Origin of the sequence: Streptomyces sp. NPDC088246, from assembly GCF_044741025.1 — a bacterium.
Lineage (GTDB): Bacteria > Actinomycetota > Actinomycetes > Streptomycetales > Streptomycetaceae > Streptomyces.
Genome location: NZ_JBIURV010000001.1, coordinates 334051 through 353637, shown reverse-complemented (window position 1 = coordinate 353637; position 19587 = coordinate 334051). Strand labels below are relative to the sequence as shown.

The 19587-nt window shown below is 70.1% G+C and carries 14 protein-coding genes; 3 read left to right on the top strand and 11 right to left on the bottom strand.

Annotated features, from left to right (window positions below; translation table 11 throughout):
- Nucleotides 1–15 precede the first annotated feature (15 nt).
- Complete coding sequence (locus ACIPEK_RS01585) at nucleotides 16–1155, bottom strand: acyl-CoA dehydrogenase (RefSeq protein WP_383069004.1); 1140 nt, start codon at nucleotides 1153–1155, stop codon at nucleotides 16–18.
- Nucleotides 1155–2747 (bottom strand): aldehyde dehydrogenase family protein, encoded by a 1593-nt coding sequence (locus ACIPEK_RS01580; RefSeq protein WP_401989793.1) that lies wholly within the window; start codon nucleotides 2745–2747, stop codon nucleotides 1155–1157. Before ACIPEK_RS01580 ends, ACIPEK_RS01585 begins: the two co-directional genes overlap by 1 nt.
- A 490-nt stretch (nucleotides 2748–3237) precedes the next feature.
- Here ACIPEK_RS01580 and ACIPEK_RS01575 point away from each other — a divergent pair, with 490 nt between their 5' ends.
- On the top strand, nucleotides 3238–4125 hold the full coding sequence (locus tag ACIPEK_RS01575) for a helix-turn-helix domain-containing protein (protein WP_401989605.1): 888 nt from the start codon (nucleotides 3238–3240) through the stop codon (nucleotides 4123–4125).
- A 164-nt stretch (nucleotides 4126–4289) separates the two neighbouring features.
- Here the strand turns inward: ACIPEK_RS01575 and ACIPEK_RS01570 are convergent, their stop codons facing one another.
- Complete coding sequence (locus ACIPEK_RS01570) at nucleotides 4290–5735, bottom strand: MFS transporter (RefSeq protein WP_401989604.1); 1446 nt, start codon at nucleotides 5733–5735, stop codon at nucleotides 4290–4292.
- Between the two features lie 185 nt (nucleotides 5736–5920).
- On the opposite strand from ACIPEK_RS01570, the gene ACIPEK_RS01565 reads away from it, so the two are divergent.
- Nucleotides 5921–6703: a thioesterase II family protein gene (locus ACIPEK_RS01565; protein ID WP_401989603.1), complete on the top strand. Its 783-nt coding sequence runs from the start codon at nucleotides 5921–5923 to the stop codon at nucleotides 6701–6703.
- 33 nt (nucleotides 6704–6736) lie between these two features.
- On the opposite strand, the gene ACIPEK_RS01560 is transcribed toward ACIPEK_RS01565, so the two are convergent.
- The 8 genes from ACIPEK_RS01560 to iolC form a co-directional block, all read right to left on the bottom strand.
- The gene (locus ACIPEK_RS01560) at nucleotides 6737–8305 is read right to left on the bottom strand and encodes a long-chain-fatty-acid--CoA ligase (protein WP_401989602.1); all 1569 of its coding nucleotides are present in this window, start codon (nucleotides 8303–8305) and stop codon (nucleotides 6737–6739) included.
- Nucleotides 8306–8370: 65 nt separating this feature from the next.
- The gene (locus ACIPEK_RS01555) at nucleotides 8371–11514 is read right to left on the bottom strand and encodes a type I polyketide synthase (RefSeq protein ID WP_401989601.1); all 3144 of its coding nucleotides are present in this window, start codon (nucleotides 11512–11514) and stop codon (nucleotides 8371–8373) included.
- 5 nt (nucleotides 11515–11519) lie between these two features.
- On the bottom strand, nucleotides 11520–11984 hold the full coding sequence (locus ACIPEK_RS01550) for an acyl carrier protein (RefSeq protein WP_401989600.1): 465 nt from the start codon (nucleotides 11982–11984) through the stop codon (nucleotides 11520–11522).
- 226 nt (nucleotides 11985–12210) lie between these two features.
- Entirely contained in the window at nucleotides 12211–13710 is a 1500-nt protein-coding gene (gene mmsA, locus ACIPEK_RS01545; RefSeq protein WP_401989599.1) for a CoA-acylating methylmalonate-semialdehyde dehydrogenase, read from the bottom strand.
- A 12-nt stretch (nucleotides 13711–13722) separates the two neighbouring features.
- A complete protein-coding gene (iolD, locus tag ACIPEK_RS01540; RefSeq protein ID WP_401989598.1) occupies nucleotides 13723–15612 on the bottom strand; it encodes a 3D-(3,5/4)-trihydroxycyclohexane-1,2-dione acylhydrolase (decyclizing) in 1890 nt (629 codons plus the stop codon).
- Entirely contained in the window at nucleotides 15609–16490 is an 882-nt protein-coding gene (gene iolB, locus ACIPEK_RS01535; RefSeq protein ID WP_401989597.1) for a 5-deoxy-glucuronate isomerase, read from the bottom strand. Before iolB ends, iolD begins: the two co-directional genes overlap by 4 nt.
- The gene (locus ACIPEK_RS01530) at nucleotides 16487–17422 is read right to left on the bottom strand and encodes a deoxyribose-phosphate aldolase (protein ID WP_401989596.1); all 936 of its coding nucleotides are present in this window, start codon (nucleotides 17420–17422) and stop codon (nucleotides 16487–16489) included. The genes iolB and ACIPEK_RS01530 overlap by 4 nt, the downstream gene beginning before the upstream one ends.
- Nucleotides 17419–18420, bottom strand: a complete 1002-nt coding sequence (gene iolC, locus ACIPEK_RS01525; RefSeq protein ID WP_401989595.1) for a 5-dehydro-2-deoxygluconokinase — start codon at nucleotides 18418–18420, stop codon at nucleotides 17419–17421. Before iolC ends, ACIPEK_RS01530 begins: the two co-directional genes overlap by 4 nt.
- A gap of 132 nt (nucleotides 18421–18552) precedes the next feature.
- Here iolC and ACIPEK_RS01520 point away from each other — a divergent pair, with 132 nt between their 5' ends.
- Nucleotides 18553–19479, top strand: coding sequence for a sugar phosphate isomerase/epimerase family protein (locus tag ACIPEK_RS01520; protein WP_401989594.1), 927 nt, complete (start codon nucleotides 18553–18555; stop codon nucleotides 19477–19479).
- The last annotated feature ends 108 nt before the right edge of the window (nucleotides 19480–19587 follow it).

Below are 19587 nucleotides of genomic sequence, written 5' to 3'. Positions count from 1 at the left end.
TGGACGCTCCCGGTGTCATGCCACAACCAGCGGCTGGCCCGCGTAGTAGTCGAGCAGGCCGTCGACGGTGCTGGTGCGCGACGGCGGGTGGAAGGCGATCGCGTGGGTCGCCGCGGCAAGGTACGCGATGTCGCAGGAGGAGATGAAGGCCATGCCGCCGAGCATCTCCACGGCCTGTGCGGTGGTCTCGGCGATCAGCTTCTGCACGCCGAACCGGGTGACCAGGGCGGCCGCGAGCCCGTCGTTGTCGGTGTCGCCGTCCATGACGCGCCGGGCCAGTCCCTCGGTGAGCGCGGCCGCGGTCTCGATGCCGACGGCGAGGGACCCGCGGTCGGAGGCGGAGCCGCGTCCGCGCCGCAGCACCCGGTCGACCAGTGAGCTGGCCATGCCGGTGTACGCGGCGCACACGATCATCTGGAACCAGATCAGTCCGACCTCCTGGAGCTCGCTGAGCTCCTCGGCCAGCTCGGCCGGCGGCTGAAGAATCTGGCGGTCTGTCACAAATACGTCGGTCAGGCGGACTTCGTTGCTCTCGGAGCCCAGTAGCGCGCTGGTCTGCCAGAAGGGGTGCACGCTGATGCCGGGGGTGTCGGCGGGCAGGATCAGGAAGCCCATGTCGACCGAGCCGTCCGGCCGGCGCATCCCGACGCTCGCGGTGATCAGGTCCATGGACTTCGACAGGCTGCACGGCTTCTTGGAGCCGGTCAGCAGATACCCGCCGTCCACCGGCCGGGCCTCCATGGTGGGGCTGAGGATGCCCTGTTCGGTACGTCCTTCGGCGAAGGCCGAGGCCACCAGCAGGCGTTCCTGGGAGACCCGCTTCAGCAGCAGGTCGTCGAGGTCGGTGCCGTCCGCGAAGGTGTCGGCGACGCCGAAGAGCGTGCCGATCGAGAAGTGGTGCATGGCGGTCGCCACGGAGAGGGAGGGGGCCGCGGCGCCCAGGGCGCGCACCACCCGGGCCGCCTGCAGCGCGGTGGCGTCCGCCCCTCCGAACGCGGCGGGCACCAGCAGGTTGGATCCGCCGTGGTCCCGGAAGATCCCGACGGCGGGGCTGTTGTCGGACTCCAGCTCGGCGAAGGGGACTTCGTCCAGCCGGTCCAGCAGGCCGGGCAGCAGCGCCTCACAGGTTTCGCGGTCGGCTTGCATGAACTGCATTACTGCTCCTCAGAGTTGTGATCCGGCGTGACGGTCGGCAGTGGCGCCGGGCGCATTCCGGCGAGCTCGGCGTACGCTCCGAACACCGCCTCGCGCGGCCGTACCCCGGTGGCGCGCGAGACGCCCTGCAGATGAGTGGTGCGCAGCATCGGGTAGTTGGCCTCGCCGAAGGCGCCGCCGGTGCGTCCGGTGCCGCCGTGCGTCGGCAGATAGGGCAGGAAGCCGATGTGCGAGTCGTTGACCTTGAGCAGGCCGCCGTTGGACACCTCGTCCACGAAGCGGTCGGCGACGGCCTCGTCCCGGGTCCACAGCGAGTTGCGGAGCCCGTAGGGGTTGCTGTTGACGTAGGCGAGCATCCGGTCCAGCAGTTCGCCGTCGGGGGCCGGCTCGGGCACGATGACCGGCAGCAGCGGGAAGAACGTCTCCTCGGCGACCGCCTCGATGTCGCGGCAGTGGTCGAGGCCGTCCACCCGCAGCACGGTCGGTTCGAGGAAGAGGCCGGTGTCGGAGGGCGTACCGTCGGTCTCCATCCGCCGGGCGCCGTGTACCAGGGTGGCGCCCTTGTCGAGGGCGTCCTGGACATAGGCGTAGAAGCGCTCGCTGCGCAGTACTGGGGAGAGCAGCGCGCCGGGGTCCTCGGGCAGTCCCGGGCGGATCAGTGATGCGGTCAGCCGCAGGCGTTCCAGCAGCTGTTCGGCGACGGCGGGGTGCACGATCACCTGGTTGGGCACCATGCAGATCTGCCCCGAGCCGAAGAAGCACTCCACGAGGGCCTCGCAGGCGGCCTCCAGATCGGCGTCGTGCCAGATCAGCACGGCGTCGTTGCCGGCGAGTTCGAGGACGGGCTTCTTGCCGTGCGCGACACAGTCGCGCTCCAGCTCCAGCCCGGTGATCACGCCTCCGGTGTAGAAGATGTCGTTGATGTGCGGGCTCTCCAGCCAGCTCTTGATGGCCGGCCCGGGGCGGGAGCAGAAGACGTTGAGCGTGCCGGGGGGAGCGCCGATGTCGTCGAGGGCCGGTGCCACCAGCTCACGCATCGCGTACATGACGCCGAGCGGTGCGCTGCGCGGGGCCCGCACGACCACGGCGTTGCCGGCGATCAGCGGGGTGATCCCGAACAGTGCGCTGCTGGCGGGCGCGTTCTGCGGCGGGTTGACGGCGACCACGCCGTCCGCCACCCGCCGTACGGTCATGCGCCGGTCGGCGTGCTCGATGCTCTGCTCCATCTGCCGGGCGCACCAGCCGAGGGTCTCCTCGCTGAAGATCTCCAGCAGTCCGGCCACCTGCCATTCGGCGAGTGCTCGCGGGTTGCCTTCGGCGATGAGCAGATCGACGAACTCCAGGTGGCGGCTCAGCAGTCGTTCGCGGATTCCTCTGCCCAGCCCGAGACGCTGTTCCAGCGGAAACCGCGCCCATACCGGAGCCGCCTCGGCCGCTTTGCGGGATGCCTCCTCGACCGTGCGGTCGTCGGCCAGCGCACAGCGTCCCACGACAAAGTCCGCCGCTTCCGCGGGATCGGCTTTACCACGTTCCAGTTTTCGTTTGAGTGTCAGGCTTCTGAAGACATCGTCAAGAATGGATGACGTCTTCACCGTGTAGACATGTCTTTCTGCAGCCACCTCACGTCCGGCGATATACGAGTCGTAGCTGAGGAACACGGGTCGGGCCGGTCGCGAACCACTCGTGGCGACTTGTCCGAAGGTCCCGGTGGGAGATTCCACGATTCGATGTCTTCCTTCCGAGGTGCTGGGCGCTCGACACTGCGGAGACAAAAGCTGCGGATACACGGAAGTGGCCGGAAGCTGTGCGACTCGGCACGTCGGCGATTCTGGCAGGGCGCACTGATACGGCCCTGACAGTGGACTGACCCATCCGGAATCCGGACGGAGCGCGGCTTCGCACGTGCGGGATCGGGAGTCCGGATTCTTATCGCCGATTCCCGTTTATTTACCAGGGAGTCAACAACAGGACAGGAAGGCGATAAACAGCCTCTGCCGCTGCGGGCGAATCATTCCGGCCAAACTTTATTACAGCTCACGGCCGGGCCGGGAATGGTGAAGTCGACCTGCCTACGATGGGCAAATGCGCGGACACACGATGCCCAGCGGACACACGAAGCCCAATCGAATCGGCCCCATGATCCGGGAGTGGCGCCATCGACGGAATCTGAGTCAATTGGCACTGGCCCTGCTGGCCGAGACGTCCAGCCGTCATCTGAGCTTCATAGAGACCGGCCGCGCCAGGCCGAGCCGCGAACTGCTCCTGAGACTCTGCGACCAGTTGGACGTGCCCGTACGCCAGCGCAATCCCCTCATCATGGCCGCGGGTTACGCGCCGGCCTACGAGGAGACGCCGATCGGCGAGTCACATATGAATCGGGTCAACGAGGCCGTCGAGCGGCTCCTCACCGGCCATGAGCCGTACCCCGCCCTGGTCTTCGACACCGTCTCGGATCTGTTCCGGGCCAACCGGTCGGCGATGGCACTGCTGGACGGTGTGGCCGAGGAGCTTCTGCTGCCGCCCGTCAACATCGTGCGGCTCGGGCTGCATCCGAAGGGAATGGCGCGCAGGATCACCAACTTCGCCGAGTGGCGCCGGCATCTGCTCTCCCGGCTGCGGCGCGATGCCGCGTTCGCCAATGACGAGCGGCTCAGCTGCCTGTACGAGGAGGTCCGCGCCTACCGATACCCGCCGGGTCTGCTGAGCACGGAGCCGAACTCCCCGGACACCTCGGACACCAACCAGATCGCGATTCCGCTGCACATCCGCGCGCTCGGGACCGAGTTGAGCTTCTTCAGTGCCATGACCACCTTTGTGGCACCGGTCGACATCACACTGGCCGAGCTGACCATCGAGACGTTCTATCCCGCCGACAGGCACACCGCGGGCACGCTCCACTCCCACCACTGGAACGATCACCTGCGCGCGGCTGTGCCCGAGAGCTCTCCCCTGCTGCCGACCGGCCGCTGAGCGCACCCGCCGCTGCTGCGGGTGCGCCCGGTCGGGCTTCCTCGGTGGCCGTGCACTCAGAGGGTTTCTCGGTGGCCGTGCACTCAGAGAGTTTCTCGGTGGCCGTGCACTCAGAGAGTTTCTCGGTGGCCGTGCACTCAGAGAGTTTCTCGGTGGCCGTGCACTCAGGCGGCTTCCTCGGTGGCCTTCTTCGGCAGCAGCTGGATGGCGAGGACGAGCAGCACTGCGAGGGCGGTCAGATACACCAGCCCGGCGTCCAGCCCATCCGCCGCGCTCGCCGGGACGGCGTCGGCCCTGCCGTAGTAGATGATGCCGATCAGTGCGACCCCCAGCGCGTTGCCCACCTGCATCATCGTGGTCAGAACCCCGGAGGCCGCACCGGCCAGACGGGGCGGAATGCCCGCCAGGACCGTCGAGTTGAGCGGCGCCATCACCATCCCCATCCCCGCCCCGTCGAGCAGCAGGGCCGGGGCGAGCAGCCAGATGTTCCCCTCGACGCCGATGCGGGACACCGTGAGGAAGAGCAGCAGCTGACCGACCGCGATCAGCACCCCGCCCAGGGCCAGCGACTGTCGCCCCAGCCATGCCCCGAGCCGCCGCCCGAACACGGACGTGACGAAGAACCCGGCTCCCATGATCGTGAAGGTGAGACCGGAGCCCAGTGCGCTCAGCCCCCGTCCCTGCTGCAGATACAGCGCGAGGACGAGGAAGAACGAGGCCATCCCCGAGTAGAAGACGATCACCGCGAACAGGCCGACCGTGAAGGCACGCTGGCGGAAGAGCCCCGGATCCAGCAGGGGCGAGCCGCCCCTCGCCGACAGCCGTCGCTGATGCAGTACGAAGGCTCCGAGGAACGGCACGGCGAGAATCAGACACGCCCAGGTCCAGGCCGGCCAGCCCGCCTCCCGTCCTTCGACCAGCGGCAGCACCACGGCCACCAGGCCCAACGTGACCAGCAGCATCCCGGGGATGTCGAGCCGGCTGGCCCCCTCCGCGCGTGACTCCGTGATCAGCCCGGGGGTCAGCAGCAGCGCGGCTGCCCCGATCGGCACATTGATCAGGAAGCAGCTGCGCCAGCCCAGACCGGCGACATCGGCCTGGATCAGCGCCCCGCCTATCAGCTGGCCACCGACCGAAGCCGAGGCCAGGACCAGGCCGTACGCCGTGAACGCCCGGACACGGGAGGCTCCGGTGTAGGTGACCCCGAGGATGGTCAGCACCTGCGGGGAGAGCACTGCGGCCCCGATGCCCTGGGCGACCCTGGCGAGCACCAGCACCGGGGTGTTCGGCGCGATCCCGCACACCAGCGAGGCCGCCGTGAACAGCAGCAGCCCGATGACGTAGAGACGGCGCCGCCCGAAGATGTCGCCCAGCCGCCCCGCCGTGATCAGGCCGCAGGCGTACGCCAGACCGTATCCGGCCACGATCAGCTGGACCTGGGCCGTATTCGCACCGAGCTCGCTCTGCATCGCGGGAATCGCGACGTTCACGATGAAGAAGTCGAGGACGACCATGAAGGTGCCGGCCAGGATCACCGGCAGCGCCAGGGAGCCGGGCCGGTCGGCAGCGGCCCGGCCACGTTTCGGTGGTGCGGTGTTGACGTCGGTCACAGCGTTCCTCCCCGCGCTCGGACCGGTACGAGTCCGCTCACCTTCCGCGCACGGCGGCAACGGTGTCGATTACCTGGCAGGTAATTGTCCGGGCCACCGCCCGCTGCCTAGCGTCGAGCGGTACGGACGCGAGGCGGGGCCGCGGCAAGGCCCCCGCCCATTGCGGCACAAACGCGGGAGGGCAGATGGTCCAGGAGAACGCGGGGCTCGGCGCCGCTTGGTTCCACACCGGCCGGGCACGGCCCGACGCGGCGTGCAGGCTGTACGTCTTCCACCACGCGGGCGGATCGGCCGCGACGTACGCCCGCTGGGCACAGATGCTGCCCGACGACGTGGAGGTCGCCGCCGTCCAGCTGCCCGGCCGGCAGAACCGCCGCTCCACCCCTGCGTTCACCGATCTGGACACACTCGTCGAGGCCGTGTATGAGGCCCTGGAGGGCGACCTCGACGGACGCCGCTTCGCGTTCTTCGGGCACAGCATGGGCGCGCTGATCGCCTACCGGCTGACCCTCGCCCTGCAGAAGGACGGCGCCCCCGCTCCCGCTCTGCTCGCGGTCTCGGGATGGGAAGGGAGCGCGCACCGGCCGAGCCCGGTGCCCGTCGCGCAGCTCTCCGACGAGGAGTTCCTGGCCCGCGTCGGGGAGTTCGGGGGTCTGCCGCCGGAGGTCACCGGGAACCGCGAGCTGCTCGACCTCGTACTCCCGGCACTGCGCGCCGATTTCACCGTGGTCAATGGCTATACGGACGACCGCGCACGGGTCGACTGCCCGGTCGTGGCCTACGGCGGGGCCTCGGATCCGCTCCTGGGAGCGGGTGCCATGGGTGCCTGGGCCGACCGGGCGGATGCGTTCCAGGGGCTCAACGAGCTGCCGGGCGGTCACTTCTACATCTATGAGCACGCCATGGCGGTGGCCGCGGACCTGGCACGCCGGCTGCGGCGGAGCGCGGCGGGCCCTCGACGGGGCTGACACCGGCACCGGTGCCGGTGCCGGTGCCCGACGTCAGTGGATCTTGCTGGCTCGTCCCGCCCAGAACCGGTCCCGCAGTTCGCGGCGGAGCACCTTGCCGGTCGAATTGCGGGGCAGGCGGTCCAGGAAGTCGTACCGGACGGGGATCTTGAAGTCGGCAATCCGCCCCTTCAGGGACAGCATCAGCTCCCTCGGGGTCGCCCGCATTCCCTCGTGCAGCACCACGCAGGCGTGCACCGCCTCGCCCCAGCGCGGGTGCGGGGCCCCGATGACCGCCACCTCGGCCACCGCGGGGTGCTTTCCGAGTGCCTCCTCGACCTCGCCGGGGTAGACGTTCTCCCCCGCGACGATGATCGTGTCCTTGATCCGGTCGCAGAGGTAGAGATAGCCGTCCTCGTCGAGACAGCCGGCGTCGCCCATCCGCAGCCAGCCGTCCGCCAGGGTCTGCGCGCTGGCCTCCGGCAGGTTCCAGTAGCCCAGCATGACCGCGGGCGACCGCACCCATACCTCGCCGGTCTCACCCGTGGCACAGGTCCTGCCGTCGGAGACGATCCGTATCTCCACCCCCGGGCAGGCGCGTCCGGCGGCACGCAGCCGGGGGCTTCCCGGTATGTGGTCGGGCATCGGCAGCAGGGCCACCGCGTTGCCCGTCTCGGTGGCGGCGTACGCCTGCACCAGGTCGGCCTCCAGCACCTCGATGGAGCGGACCAGCAGTTCCTCGGCGATCGGCGAGCCGCCGTAGACCGCCTTGCGCAGTGTCGCGAAGGTCTCCTTGGACGCGGCGGGCTCGGCCAGCATCATCTGGAGCATGGCCGGGGCGACGAAGGTGGTGGTGACACCCACGTCCCGGATCAGGGCGACCGCGTCCTGGGCGACGAACATCCGCATGATCACGTTCGTCACGCCCGCGGTGAAGCCCTGCATGGACCAGGAGAGCCCGGCGATGTGCAGTCCCGGCAGCCCGATCAGGCTCTTGTCGTCCGGCTTCCAGTCCACCCAGTCGAGACCGTTGTCGTCCATGGCCCGGCCCAGTGCGAAGAAGCTGCGGTGCGGCAGGACCACGCCCTTCGGCAGCCCGGTGGTGCCGCTCGTGTACATCTGGGCGACGGGCTGGGCGGGATCGGGGCGGTACCCGGTGCCGGTGTCCGGGAGGGCGGACTTCCAGTCCAGGAAGCCCGCGCCGCGCCGGCCGGTGATGTCCATGCCGATGACGCATTTCAGTTCCGGCAGCTCGGCCTCGATCCGCTCGACGGTGGCGCGGTACTCCTCCTCCACGAAGAGCAGCCGGGCGCAGGAGTCCCGCAGCTGGTGCTCGACCTCGCTCTCGGTGAGCCGCCAGTTGACCGGCACCAGGACGGTGCCGCTCTTGGCGCAGGCGAAGGCGATCTCGTAGTAGTGGTGCGACTCCATGCCGAGGAACGCGACCCGGTCGCCGGGAGCGAGCCCAGCGGCGAGCAGGGCGTGCGCGGCGCGGTTGCTCTCGCGGTCGAGTTCGGCGTACGTCACCTCGGTGCCGAGGTGGATCACGGCGACATGATCGGGCCGGACGGCGGCGTGGTGTCCGGGGATGGCGGCGAGTGTCTCTGGCGTGGCCTCGTCCATGGTCTCTCCATCAACAGGTCCGGCTGATCCGGAGGTCGGGGCCCCGGCCGTGTGCGGCACGGGGTTCAGTCCGAGGTCAGCCGCTGCTCGGCGAACTCGGCCAGGGAGCGTGCGCTGGGGTGGTCCATGACCTCGGACACCGTGGTCCTGCGGCCCAGGGCCGTGCCCAGCTGTCCGCTGAGCCGGGCGGCGGCCAGCGAGTCGAGGCCCAGGTCGAGGAAGTGCGCACCGGGCTCTATCTCCGTGGGGTCGTCGAACTGCAGCTCGGCGGCCATCAGCGCACGGATGTGTCCGGTGAGGGCGGCGAGCCGTTCGCCCTGGTCCATGGAGAGCAGCCGCTCGGTGTCCAGCTCCGCGGGGGCGGTGGCGGTGGCAGCGGCGACGGGAACGGTCGCGGGGGCGTCCGGGGCGGTGCCAGGCCGTGCGCCGGCTCCGGTCCCGGGCACGGAGCGGCGGGGGTTCGCCGACCGGAGCCAGTACTCCTGACGGTCGAACGCGTAGCCCGGCAGCACCACCCGGCGCAGCCGCCGCTCCGCGTGGAAACCGGACCAGGACACCGGGTATCCGGCGGCGTACAGCTTGGCCGCCGAGGACAGCAGTGCGAGGTCGTCCTGCTGAGCGGGGCGCAGGCTGGTCAGCCAGGTGTCGCCCGGGGCGTCGAGGTTCTCCCGGGCCAGCGACGACAGTGTGGCGGACGGCCCGATCTCGATGAACGCGTGCCTGCCGCGCCGGGCCACGGTCCGCATACCGGCCGCGAAGTCCACCGGTTCGCAGATGTGCCGGACCCAGTAGTCGGGTTTGGAGATGTCCCGCCACCTGGCGACCTGGCCCGTGAGGTTGGAGATCAGGGTGAACTCGGGCTCATGGAAGGCGATGTCGTCGAAGGCCGCGCGGAACTCCTCGGTGACCGCGCCCATCAGGGGCGAGTGGAAGGCGTGCGAGACGGGCAGCCGCTTGACCCGCACACCCTTGGCGGACAGCTCGGCCATCGCCGCGTCCAGCGAAGCGGCACCTCCCGAAATGACGCACTGCGTGGATGCGTTGTACGCGGCGACGGCGAGGTCGTCGTACGGCTCCACCAGAGCGGTCGCCGTCTGTGCGTCGGCCCCGACGGCCGCCATGCCGCCGGGGGCGGTGACCGAATCCATCAGCCGGGCCCGGACCGCGACCAGCCGGACCGCGTCGCCCACGCCGAAGAGGCCGGCGACAGCAGCGGCGACCACCTCGCCGATGCTGTGTCCGATGACGGCCGAGGGCCGCACGCCCCAGGAGAGCCACAGCCGTGCCAGCGCGTACTCCAGGACGAACAGGGCGGGCTGGGTGTACCGGGTGCGGTGCAGTTCTCCGGCGTCCTCGGTGCGGCCGAACATCAACTCCCTGATGGAGCGGCCCAGATACGGGATGAAGAGTTCGTCCAGCTCGTCGACGGTCCGGCGGAACAGCGGGTGGCGCCCGTACAGGGCGAGGCCCATGCCCGGGTGCTGCGCGCCCTGACCGGTGAACAGGAAGACCGTTTTGCGTACGGCCTCCGGCCTGGCCGTCGTGGTCCGGGCGGCCCGGTCGGCGAGCAGCGCAAAGAGGCCGGCGTGGTCGCGGACGACTCCGGCGATCCGGTGGTCGAAGTGGGCGCGCCCGGTGTTGCCCGTGTAGCAGATGGCGGAGACCGGAAGGTCGGGGCGGTCGGCCAGCAGTCGTTGGTAGCGCTCGATCTGCAGGGCGAGCGAGCGGGCCGACTTGGCGGACAGCGTGAAGACATGGCCGCTGTCGCGGTTCGCGTCCCTCGCACCCCCGGCCTGCTCGGCTTCTTCGCGGGCGGGACCGTCCGCACCGGCGGGGGCCTCTTCGAGCACGGCGGACGCCAGGGTGCCGGCGAAGCCGAAGGAGTTGACCATCGCCCGCCGGGTGCCGGATTTCCAGGGGCGGGTCTCGGTGGGGATCTCGACCGGGGAGACCTCCCAGGGAATGCGTGTCGACGGCTTCTCGAAGTTGAGGTGGGGGAAGATCTCGCCGCTCCGCAGCTGGGCAACGGCCTTGATGACTCCGCCGATGCCCGCGGCCGGCTCCATGTGTCCGATGTTGGTCTTGGCCGAGCCGACGATCACCGGATCGTTCCTGCTGTGCGAGTCCGCGAAGACCTCGCTGATCGCACCGATCTCGATCGGGTCCCCGAGGGGGGTTCCGGTGCCGTGCGCCTCCACGTACTGGATGTCGCCGGGCTCCAGCCGGGCGCTGCCGAGCGCCCTCCGTAACAGGGCCTCCTGCGCGGCACCGTTGGGCACGGTGAGCCCGGCGCTCTCCCCGTCCTGCCCGACGGCGCTGCCCCGGACGAGCGCCAGGACGGTGTCGCCGTCGCGCCGGGCGTCCGACAGCCGCTTCAGCACGATCATGCCGCAGCCCTCGGCCCGGCCGTAGCCGTCGGCCGTGTCGTCGAAGGTCTTGCACCGGCCGTCGGGCGAGAGCGCGCTCAGATCGGAGAAGAGCGCGGTGCTGCGGGGGTGGTGAATGGCATTGACCCCGCCGGCCAGGGCGATGTCGCACTCGCGGTGGCGCAGCCCCTGGACGGCGAGGTGGAGTGCGACGAGGGAGGCCGAACAGGCGGTGTCCACGGTGATGGAAGGGCCGCGCCAGCCCAGGAAGTACGAGAGTCTGCCGCAGATGCCCGAGTGCGAGACACCGGCCGCGATCCGGCCGTCCAGTTCGTCGTCGCGGAGCTCGTCCATCTCCATCACGTAGTCGAGGGAGCTGGCCCCCACGTAGATGCCGCCATTGCCGTGCCGCAGCGCGGTCGGGTCGATCCCGGCGTGTTCGAGGGACTCCCACGCGGTCTCCAGCACCAGCCGCTGCTGCGGGTCCAGGCAGTGCGCCTCGGCGGGGGCCGTCCTGAAGAACCTGGGGTCGAACCGTTCGAGCCCGTCGAGGAAGCCACCGCCCGAGGTCCGGATGACGCCGCGGCCTTCGCCGGACGCGTATGCCTCTACGTCCCAGCGGTCCTTCGGGAACGGTCCGATGGCGCTGCGTCCCTCGCGCAGGAACTCGGTGAATTCCTCCAGGGAGTTGTTTCCGCCGGGAAAGCGCAGACCGACGCCCACGATCGCGATCGGTTCGTACTTCTCCTGCAGCAGCTCCTTCAGGAGTCCGCGCTGCTTGCGCAGGTCGTCGTGTGCCTGCTTCAGGGCACTCTCAGTGGTCGCGTCGTCCGGATCCACCATGTCTCCTACCCCTGGTAGAGGTTCTTGAGGGCTTCGTCGACCAGCGCGTCCGCCGAGTGGTCCACCGAGCGGGAGGCAACGGCGGATGCGGGCCCGTTCGCGGGTGCGGACACGCTCGCGGGGCGGAACAGGCCGGGGAGCAGCTCATCGCAGATGTGGTCCATCAGCCGGCCCACGGTGGGGCTGTTGAACAGCAGGCTCGCGCTGAGTTCGTGTCCGATCATCGACTCCAGGCTCTGCTTCAGATCGGTGATCGTCAGCGAGGTGAGCCCCAGGTCGAAGTAGCTCTCGTCCAAAGGAAGTTCGTCACCGTCGTCCATGAGCAGCACGACCTTGAACTCGGCGACGACGAGATCCTCCAACGCCTGCCGTCGCTCGGACCGGGGCAGATCGAGCAGGTCGTCCACAACCCTGGCGGCGCCCACCGTCTCGGGCCCCGAAGGGCGTTCGTCCACCGCACTCACTGCCATCGCCTCCGCCAGGTCGAGCCTCCGCAAGAGCCCCCGTACCGCGCTTCGTGGGTGCCTGCTCCATTCCAGTCGACGGGCACGAGAGCAGTCCAGCGCCGTCGGAACGGCGGTACGGCCATGTGTCCCCGGCGTCAGCGACACGTCAGCGCGGGGGTGCCGCGGGCATGGCGACGGCCCGTACGGATACAGCTTCCGTACGGGCCGTCGGTGCAGAAGGGCGGTGGGCTCAGTGGTTGCGCGGGAAGCCCAGGTCCACGCCTGCCGGGGCGTCGGCCGGGTCCGGCCAGCGGGTGGTGACGACCTTGCCGCGGGTGTAGAAGTGCACGCCGTCGTTGCCGTAGATGTGGTGGTCGCCGAAGAGGGAGTCCTTCCAGCCACCGAAGGAGTGGTAGCCGACCGGCACCGGGATCGGCACGTTGACGCCGACCATGCCGGCCTCGATCTCCAGCTGGAAGCGGCGGGCGGCGCCGCCGTCACGGGTGAAGATCGCGGTGCCGTTGCCGAACGGCGAGGCGTTCATGAGGGCGACGCCCTCTTCGTACGTCTCGGTGCGCAGGACGCACAGGACCGGGCCGAAGATCTCGTCCTTGTACGCGTCCGAGTCGGTGGACACGTTGTCGAGGAGGGAGAGGCCGATCCAGTGGCCGTCCTCGAAGCCCTCGACGGTGAAGCCGGTGCCGTCGAGGACGACGTCGGCGCCCTGGGCGGCCGCGCCCTTGACGTAGGAGGCGACCTTGTCGCGGTGGGCGGCGGTGATCAGCGGGCCCATCTCGGACGCCGGGTCGTTGCCGGGGCCGATCTTGATCTTCTCGGCGCGCTCCTTGATCTTGGCGACGAGCTCGTCGGCGATGGAGCCGACCGCGACGACCGCGGAGATCGCCATGCAACGCTCACCGGCGGAGCCGTACGCGGCGGAGACGGCGGCGTCGGCCGCGGCGTCGAGGTCCGCGTCCGGCAGCACCAGCATGTGGTTCTTCGCGCCGCCGAGTGCCTGGACGCGCTTGCCGTTGGCGGAGGCGGTGGCGTGGATGTAGCGGGCGATCGGGGTGGAGCCGACGAAGGAGACCGCGGCCACGTCGGGGTGGCTGAGCAGGCCGTCGACGGCGACCTTGTCGCCGTGCAGGACGTTCAGCACACCGTCCGGCAGACCGGCCTCGGCGGCCAGCTCGGCCAGCAGGTTGGCGGCCGACGGGTCCTTCTCGCTGGGCTTGAGCACAAAGGTGTTTCCGCAGGCGATGGCGAGCGGGAACATCCACATCGGCACCATGGCCGGGAAGTTGAACGGGGTGATACCGGCGACGACACCGAGCGACTGACGGATGGAGGAGACGTCGACCCGGCTGGAGACCTGGGTGGACAGCTCGCCCTTGAGCTGGGTGGTGATGCCGCAGGCCAGCTCGACGATCTCCAGACCGCGGGCGACCTCGCCCAGCGCGTCCGAGTGCACCTTGCCGTGCTCGGCGGTGATCAGCGCGGCGATCTCGTCCCGGTGGGCGTCGAGCAGCGCGCGGTAGCGGAAGAGGACCGTGGTGCGGGCGGCCAGCGAGGACGTGCCCCAGGTGGCGTAGGCGTCCTTGGCGGCGGCGACCGCGGCGTCGACCTCTTCGAGCGACGCGAGCGCGACCTGGGTGGTGACGGCGCCGGTGGCCGGGTCGGTGACCGGGCCGTAGTTGCCCGACGCACCCTCGACGGTCTTGCCACCGATCCAGTGGTTGACGGTCTTCATGACAGAACTCCTTCAAAGGTGGTGGCGTCGGTCGGCGACGTGACGGTCGTACTCTTCCCGGGCTTTCACGGCCGACGGCCGGGTGGCCGTTTCGGCTACAGGAACATCCCACCACGCCTGCGCCGGAGGGGGGCCCGACACTGTGTCTGCCGTTTCGGTCTCGACGTAGACACAAGTGGGACGGTCCGCGACGCGCGCCTCGGTAAGGGCTTCGCGCAGGTCACGCACGGTCTTGGCGCGCAGTACCCGCATCCCCAGCGAGCCGGCGTTGGCCGCGAGGTCGACGGGGAGCGGGGGCCCGGTGAAGGTACCGTCCGCGGCACGGTGGCGGTAGGCCGTACCGAAGCGCTCACCACCGACCGTCTCGGACAGGCCGCCGATGGACGCGTAACCGTGGTTCTGCAGGATGACCAGCTTCACGGGGAGTTCTTGCTGCACCGCGGTGACGATCTCGGTGGGATTCATCAGATATGTGCCGTCGCCGACGAGGGCCCAGACGGGGCGGCCGGAGGCGGCCAGCTGGACCCCGATCGCGGCGGGGATCTCGTAGCCCATGCAGGAGTAGCCGTATTCGACGTGGTACTGGTGCGGGGAGCGGGCCCGCCAGAGTTTGTGCAGGTCACCGGGGAGCGATCCGGCCGCGTTGATCAGGATGTCGTCCTCGGTGACGAGAGCGTCGAGCAGGCCGAGGACCTGGGCCTGGGTGGGGCGGGCATGCGGGTCGTCGGCGGCGAACGCGGCGGTGACGCGCTGCTCCCATTTCTCCTTGGCCTCGGTGTACTCGGTCTCGTAGGACGGGTCGACGCGGTGGTTGCGTGCGGCAAGCGCGGCGGTGAGGGCTTCGAGGGCGGTGCGGGCGTCGGCGACGAGCGGGAGCGCGCCGAGTTTGTGTGCGTCGAAGCCGGTGATGTTGAGGTTGAGGAAGCGGACCGCCGGGTCGCAGAAGAGCGTGGCCGAGGCGGTGGTGAAATCGGAGTAGCGGGTGCCGATTCCGATCACCAGGTCGGCGGTGCGGGCCAGCTCGTCGGCGGTCGCGGTGCCGGTGTGGCCGATGCCGCCGACGTCGGCGGGGTGGTCGTGACGCAGGGAGCCCTTGCCGGCCTGGGTGGAGGCGACGGGGATACGGGTGGCGGCGGCGAACGCGGCGAGGGTCTCCTGCGCCGCGCTGTGATGGACGCCGCCGCCCGCCACGATCAGCGGCCGGCGGGCGCTGCGCACGGCCCGCACCGCCCGGTCGAGCTCGTGCGGATCGGGGGCCGGCCGGCGTACGTACCAGATGCGCTCGGCGAAGAACTCCTGCGGCCAGTCGTGCGCCTGCGCCTGCACGTCCTGCGGCAGCGCGAGCGTGACCGCGCCGGTCTCCGCCGGGTCGGCGAGGGTCCGCATGGCCTGGAGTGCGGCCGGGATCAGGGCCTCGGGGCGGGTGATCCGGTCGAAGTAGCGGGAGACGGGACGCAGACAGTCGTTGACCGAGATGTCGCCCGCGGACGGGACTTCGAGCTGCTGGAGCACGGGGTCGGCGGGCCGGGTCGCGAAGGTGTCCCCGGGCAGGAGGAGGACGGGGAGGTGGTTGATGGTGGCGAGGGCGGCGCCGGTCACGAGGTTCGTGGCGCCGGGGCCGATGGAGGTGGTGACGGCGTGCGCGGAGAGCCGGCCGGACTGGCGGGCGTAGCCGACGGCGGCGTGCACCATGGCCTGCTCGTTGCGGCCCTGGAGATAGGGCATCGCCCGGCCCGACTCGACGAGCGCCTGACCGACTCCGGCGACATTGCCGTGGCCGAAGATGCCCCAGGTGGCGCTGATCAGGCGCTGTCGTCGGCCGTCGCGCTCGGTGTACTGGCGGGACAGGAAGGACACCAGGGCCTGGGCGGTGGTGAGCCTGCGGGTGCGTGGTGCGCTCACGAGGTCGCCTCCGGTCCGTAGAGCGGGAGTCTGGGGTCCACCGGCTGCGACGGCCAGGTGTCGCGGATCCAGCTGTGGTCGGGGTGGTCGCTGATCAGCCACTCCCGCTGCTCCCCCGGGCCCGCCATCACATTGAGGTAGTAGAGCGTGCGGCCGGGGGCGGCGATGGACGGACCGTGCCAGCCGTCGGGAATGAGGACCGCGTCACCGCTGCGGACCTCGGCGAGGACATCCGTACCGCCGTCCCTCGACGGCGACACGCGGTGGTAGCCGAGGCCGTCGTTCTCCACCTCGAAGTAGTAGATCTCCTCCAGCACGGACTCGACGCCGGGTCGGTGCTCGTCGTGCTTGTGCGGTGGGTAGGACGACCAGTTGCCGCCCGGGGTGAGTACCTCGACGGCGATCAGCCGGTCGCACTCGAAGGTGTCGGCGGCGGCGAAGTTGTTGACCTGGCGGGAGCAGTTCCCGGAGCCGCGCAGCTCGACGGGTACCTCCGGCGCGGGGCCGTAGCGAGCGGGGAGTCGTCGCTCGCACTTCGCTCCTGCCAGGGCGAAGCGGCCTCCTGCGCCGGAGGCGATCTGTGCATGGGCGTCGCGCGGTACGTACGCGAAGTCGGATACCCCGCTGAACACGCTTTCCCGGCCCAGTAGTTCAAAGATCTCACCTGAGGTGTGCACCGTACAGCCACCGGTCAAAGGCAGAACGATCCATTCGCTCTCCCCGGTGACAAGCGTGTGAACTCCGCCCGGCCCCAGCTCCAGCACACGCAGGCTCGACCGGTCCCAGCCGGCGCGCTTCGGGTCGATGTCGAGGGCGTAGGGCCCGCTCGCCGCGCTCCCGGCGCCGAGGTGGTACCGCGGTTCGTTGTGCGTCGTCATACCCATTCCCTACTCGATACCCGGTCCCCGCCCGTTCCTCTCGGCTCCAGCAGCGATACGGCCGTGTCGACGGCCGCGGCCACCTCACCGTCGGCCGGGTAGAGCAGCGAACGCCCCACCACCAGGCCCTGGACGGTCGGCAGTTGCAGCGCCGTGCGCCACTTCTCGAACGCGCCGTCCAGGTCGTCACCCACCTCGCCGCCCAGCAGCACGGCGGGCAGCGTCGAAGCCTCCATCACCCGGGCCATGTCGTCGGGGTTCTCGGTGACGGGGACCTTGAGCCAGGTGTACGCGGATGTCCCGGCCAGCCCCGAGGCGATGGCGATCGAGGTGGTGACCGCCTCCGCGCCGAGGTCGTTGCGGACGTGGCCGTCCATGCGGCGGCAGAGGAACGGCTCGACGAAGACGGGCAGCCGGTGCGCGGCCATGGCGTCGATGGCACGGGCGGTGGCGTGCATGGTGTCGAGCGAGCCGGGGTCGTCGTAGTCGATACGGAGCAGCAGCTTGCCCGCGTCGAAGCGGAGCCGGGCGAGGTCCTCGGGGCGGTGGCCGGTGAAGCGGTCGTCGAGTTCGAAGGCGGCGCCCGCGAGTCCGCCACGGTTCATCGAGCCGACGACGACCTTGTTCTCCAGTGCGCCGAGGAGCAGCAAATCGTCGAGGATGTCGGCGGTGGCGAGGACTCCGTCGACGCCGGGGCGGGAGAGGGCGAGGCAGAGCCGGTCCAGGAGCTCGAAGCGGTTGGCCATGGCCAGTTCGCGGCCGCCGACGGCCAGGGAGCCACGGGCCGGATGGTCCGCCGCGATGATCATCAGGCGGCCGCCGCTGCCGACGAGGGGGCGTCTGCGGCGTCGCGCGGCAGCTTCGGCGATGGCCTCGGGGTGGCGCATGCGCAGCTGGACGAGTTCGGAGACCGAGGAGGCCGGGGGCGTCATGGGGTGGCTCCGGTGGGGCGGGAGGTGACGGCACCTTCGGTCAGGGCCGCTTCGACTTCGTACGGGAACGGCATGGCGGACGAGCAGGCGAGCCGGGAGGCGACGATGGCACCGGCGGCGTTGGCGTACCGCATGATGCGTTCGGTCTCCCATCCTGCGAGCAGCCCGTGGCAGAGCGCCCCGCCGAAGGCGTCACCGGCACCGAGGCCGTTGACGACCTCGACGGGCAGCGGCGGCACATCGGCCACCGTGCCGTCGCGGTGGACGGCGAGTACGCCCTTGGGGCCCTGTTTGACGACGGCGAGCTCGACACCCGCGGCGATCAGGGCGCGGGCGGCCGCGTGCGGTTCGCGCTCGCCGGTCGCGATCTCGCATTCGTCGAGGTTTCCGACGGCGACGGTGGCATGGGCGAGGGCCTCGCGGTAGCGGGCGGAGGGGTTGGACGCGGCCTCGGGGATTGCTTCTGTGGAGTCCCAGAACATCGGGCGCCAGTCGAGGTCGAAGACGGTGATGCCGGACCGGTCGCGGGCGCGCAGTGCGGCGAGGGTCGATGTGCGGCTCGGTTCGGCGCACAGCCCGGTGCCCGTCATCCAGAAGACCCGGGCGGACCGCACCGCGTCGAGGTCCAGCTCCGACTCGTGGATCTCCAGGTCGGGGGCCTTGGGCTGCCGGTAGAAGTAGAGCGGGAAGTCGTCGGGCGGGAAGATCTCGCAGAAGGTGACCGGTGTCGGATACGCGTCGACGGGCGTCACCCACCGGTCGTCCACCCCGAACTCCCGCAACTGGTGGTGGAGATACTCCCCGAAGGCGTCCCGGCCCGTGCGGGTCACCACGGCGGTCCGCCGGCCGAGCCGGGCTGCCGCGACGGCGACATTGGCCGGTGAGCCGCCGAGGAACTTCCCGAATGTCTCGACCCGGGCCAGCGGCACACCGGTCTGCAGGGGGTAGAGATCCACACCGATCCGGCCCATGGTGATCACGTCGTACAGCTCAGGCATATGCATCCCTTCGACCGGCGACCGGGGCGGCTGCTCCCAGGTCTAGCCCTCCCCCGGAACCCTGTCAATGTTTTGTCCGGACATAAGGACGAATGATTGACACTCGTCTTCCGGGCCGGAAGGCTGGGCCGCATGACCTCCTCCGCATTGGCTCCGGCCCGTATCCGTATCGGTTCGGCACCCGACTCGTGGGGTGTGTGGTTCCCCGACGATCCGCGGCAAGTGCCCTGGCAGCGCTTCCTCGATGAGGTCTCCGCGGCGGGTTACGAGTGGATCGAACTCGGCCCGTACGGCTACCTCCCGACCGACCCGGCCCGCCTCGCCGACGAGACGCGCCGCCGCGGGCTCACGGTCTCGGCCGGGACCGTTTTCACCGGATTGCACCATGGCACGGACGTCTGGGACCGGACCTGGGCGCATGTCGCCGACATCGCGGCACTCACCCGGGCGATGGGCGCCGGACATCTCGTGGTCATCCCGTCGTTCTGGCGCGACGACAAGACTGGCGAGGTCCTGGAGGACCGCAGCCTCACCGCGGAGCAGTGGCGCAGCCTCACCACCCAGACGGAGCGGCTGGGCCGCGAGGTGCAGGACCGTTTCGGGCTGCGCATCGTCGTCCATCCGCATGCCGACACCCATATCGACAGCGAGGAGAACGTCAGCCGCTTCCTCGACGCCACCGATCCCGAACTGGTCTCGCTGTGCCTCGACACCGGCCACTACGCCTACTGCGGCGGCGACAGCGTCAAGCTGATCGAGACCTACGGCGAACGGGTCGGCTATCTGCATCTCAAGCAGGTCGACCCGGGGATCCTGGCCGAAGTCGTGGCGGACGAACTGCCGTTCGGACCCGCCGTGGCGCGTGGAGTGATGTGCGAACCGCCGGGCGGGGTGCCCGCGCTGGAGCCCGTACTCGCAGCCGCCCGCAAGCTGGATGTCGATCTCTTCGCCATCGTCGAGCAGGACATGTATCCCTGCCCGCCCGACAAGCCCTTTCCCATCGCCCGCCGCACCCGGGACTTCCTCCGCTCCTGCGGCAGCCCGCACCGGGCTCCCTGACACGCCGAGCGGCCCCGGGAAGTGACGTAGTGGCGGTACGCGGTGTTGTCCTCGATGAGAAGTCGGTGCGCGGCCCGGGCCGCGCCCCACCACCGCACACCCCACCAG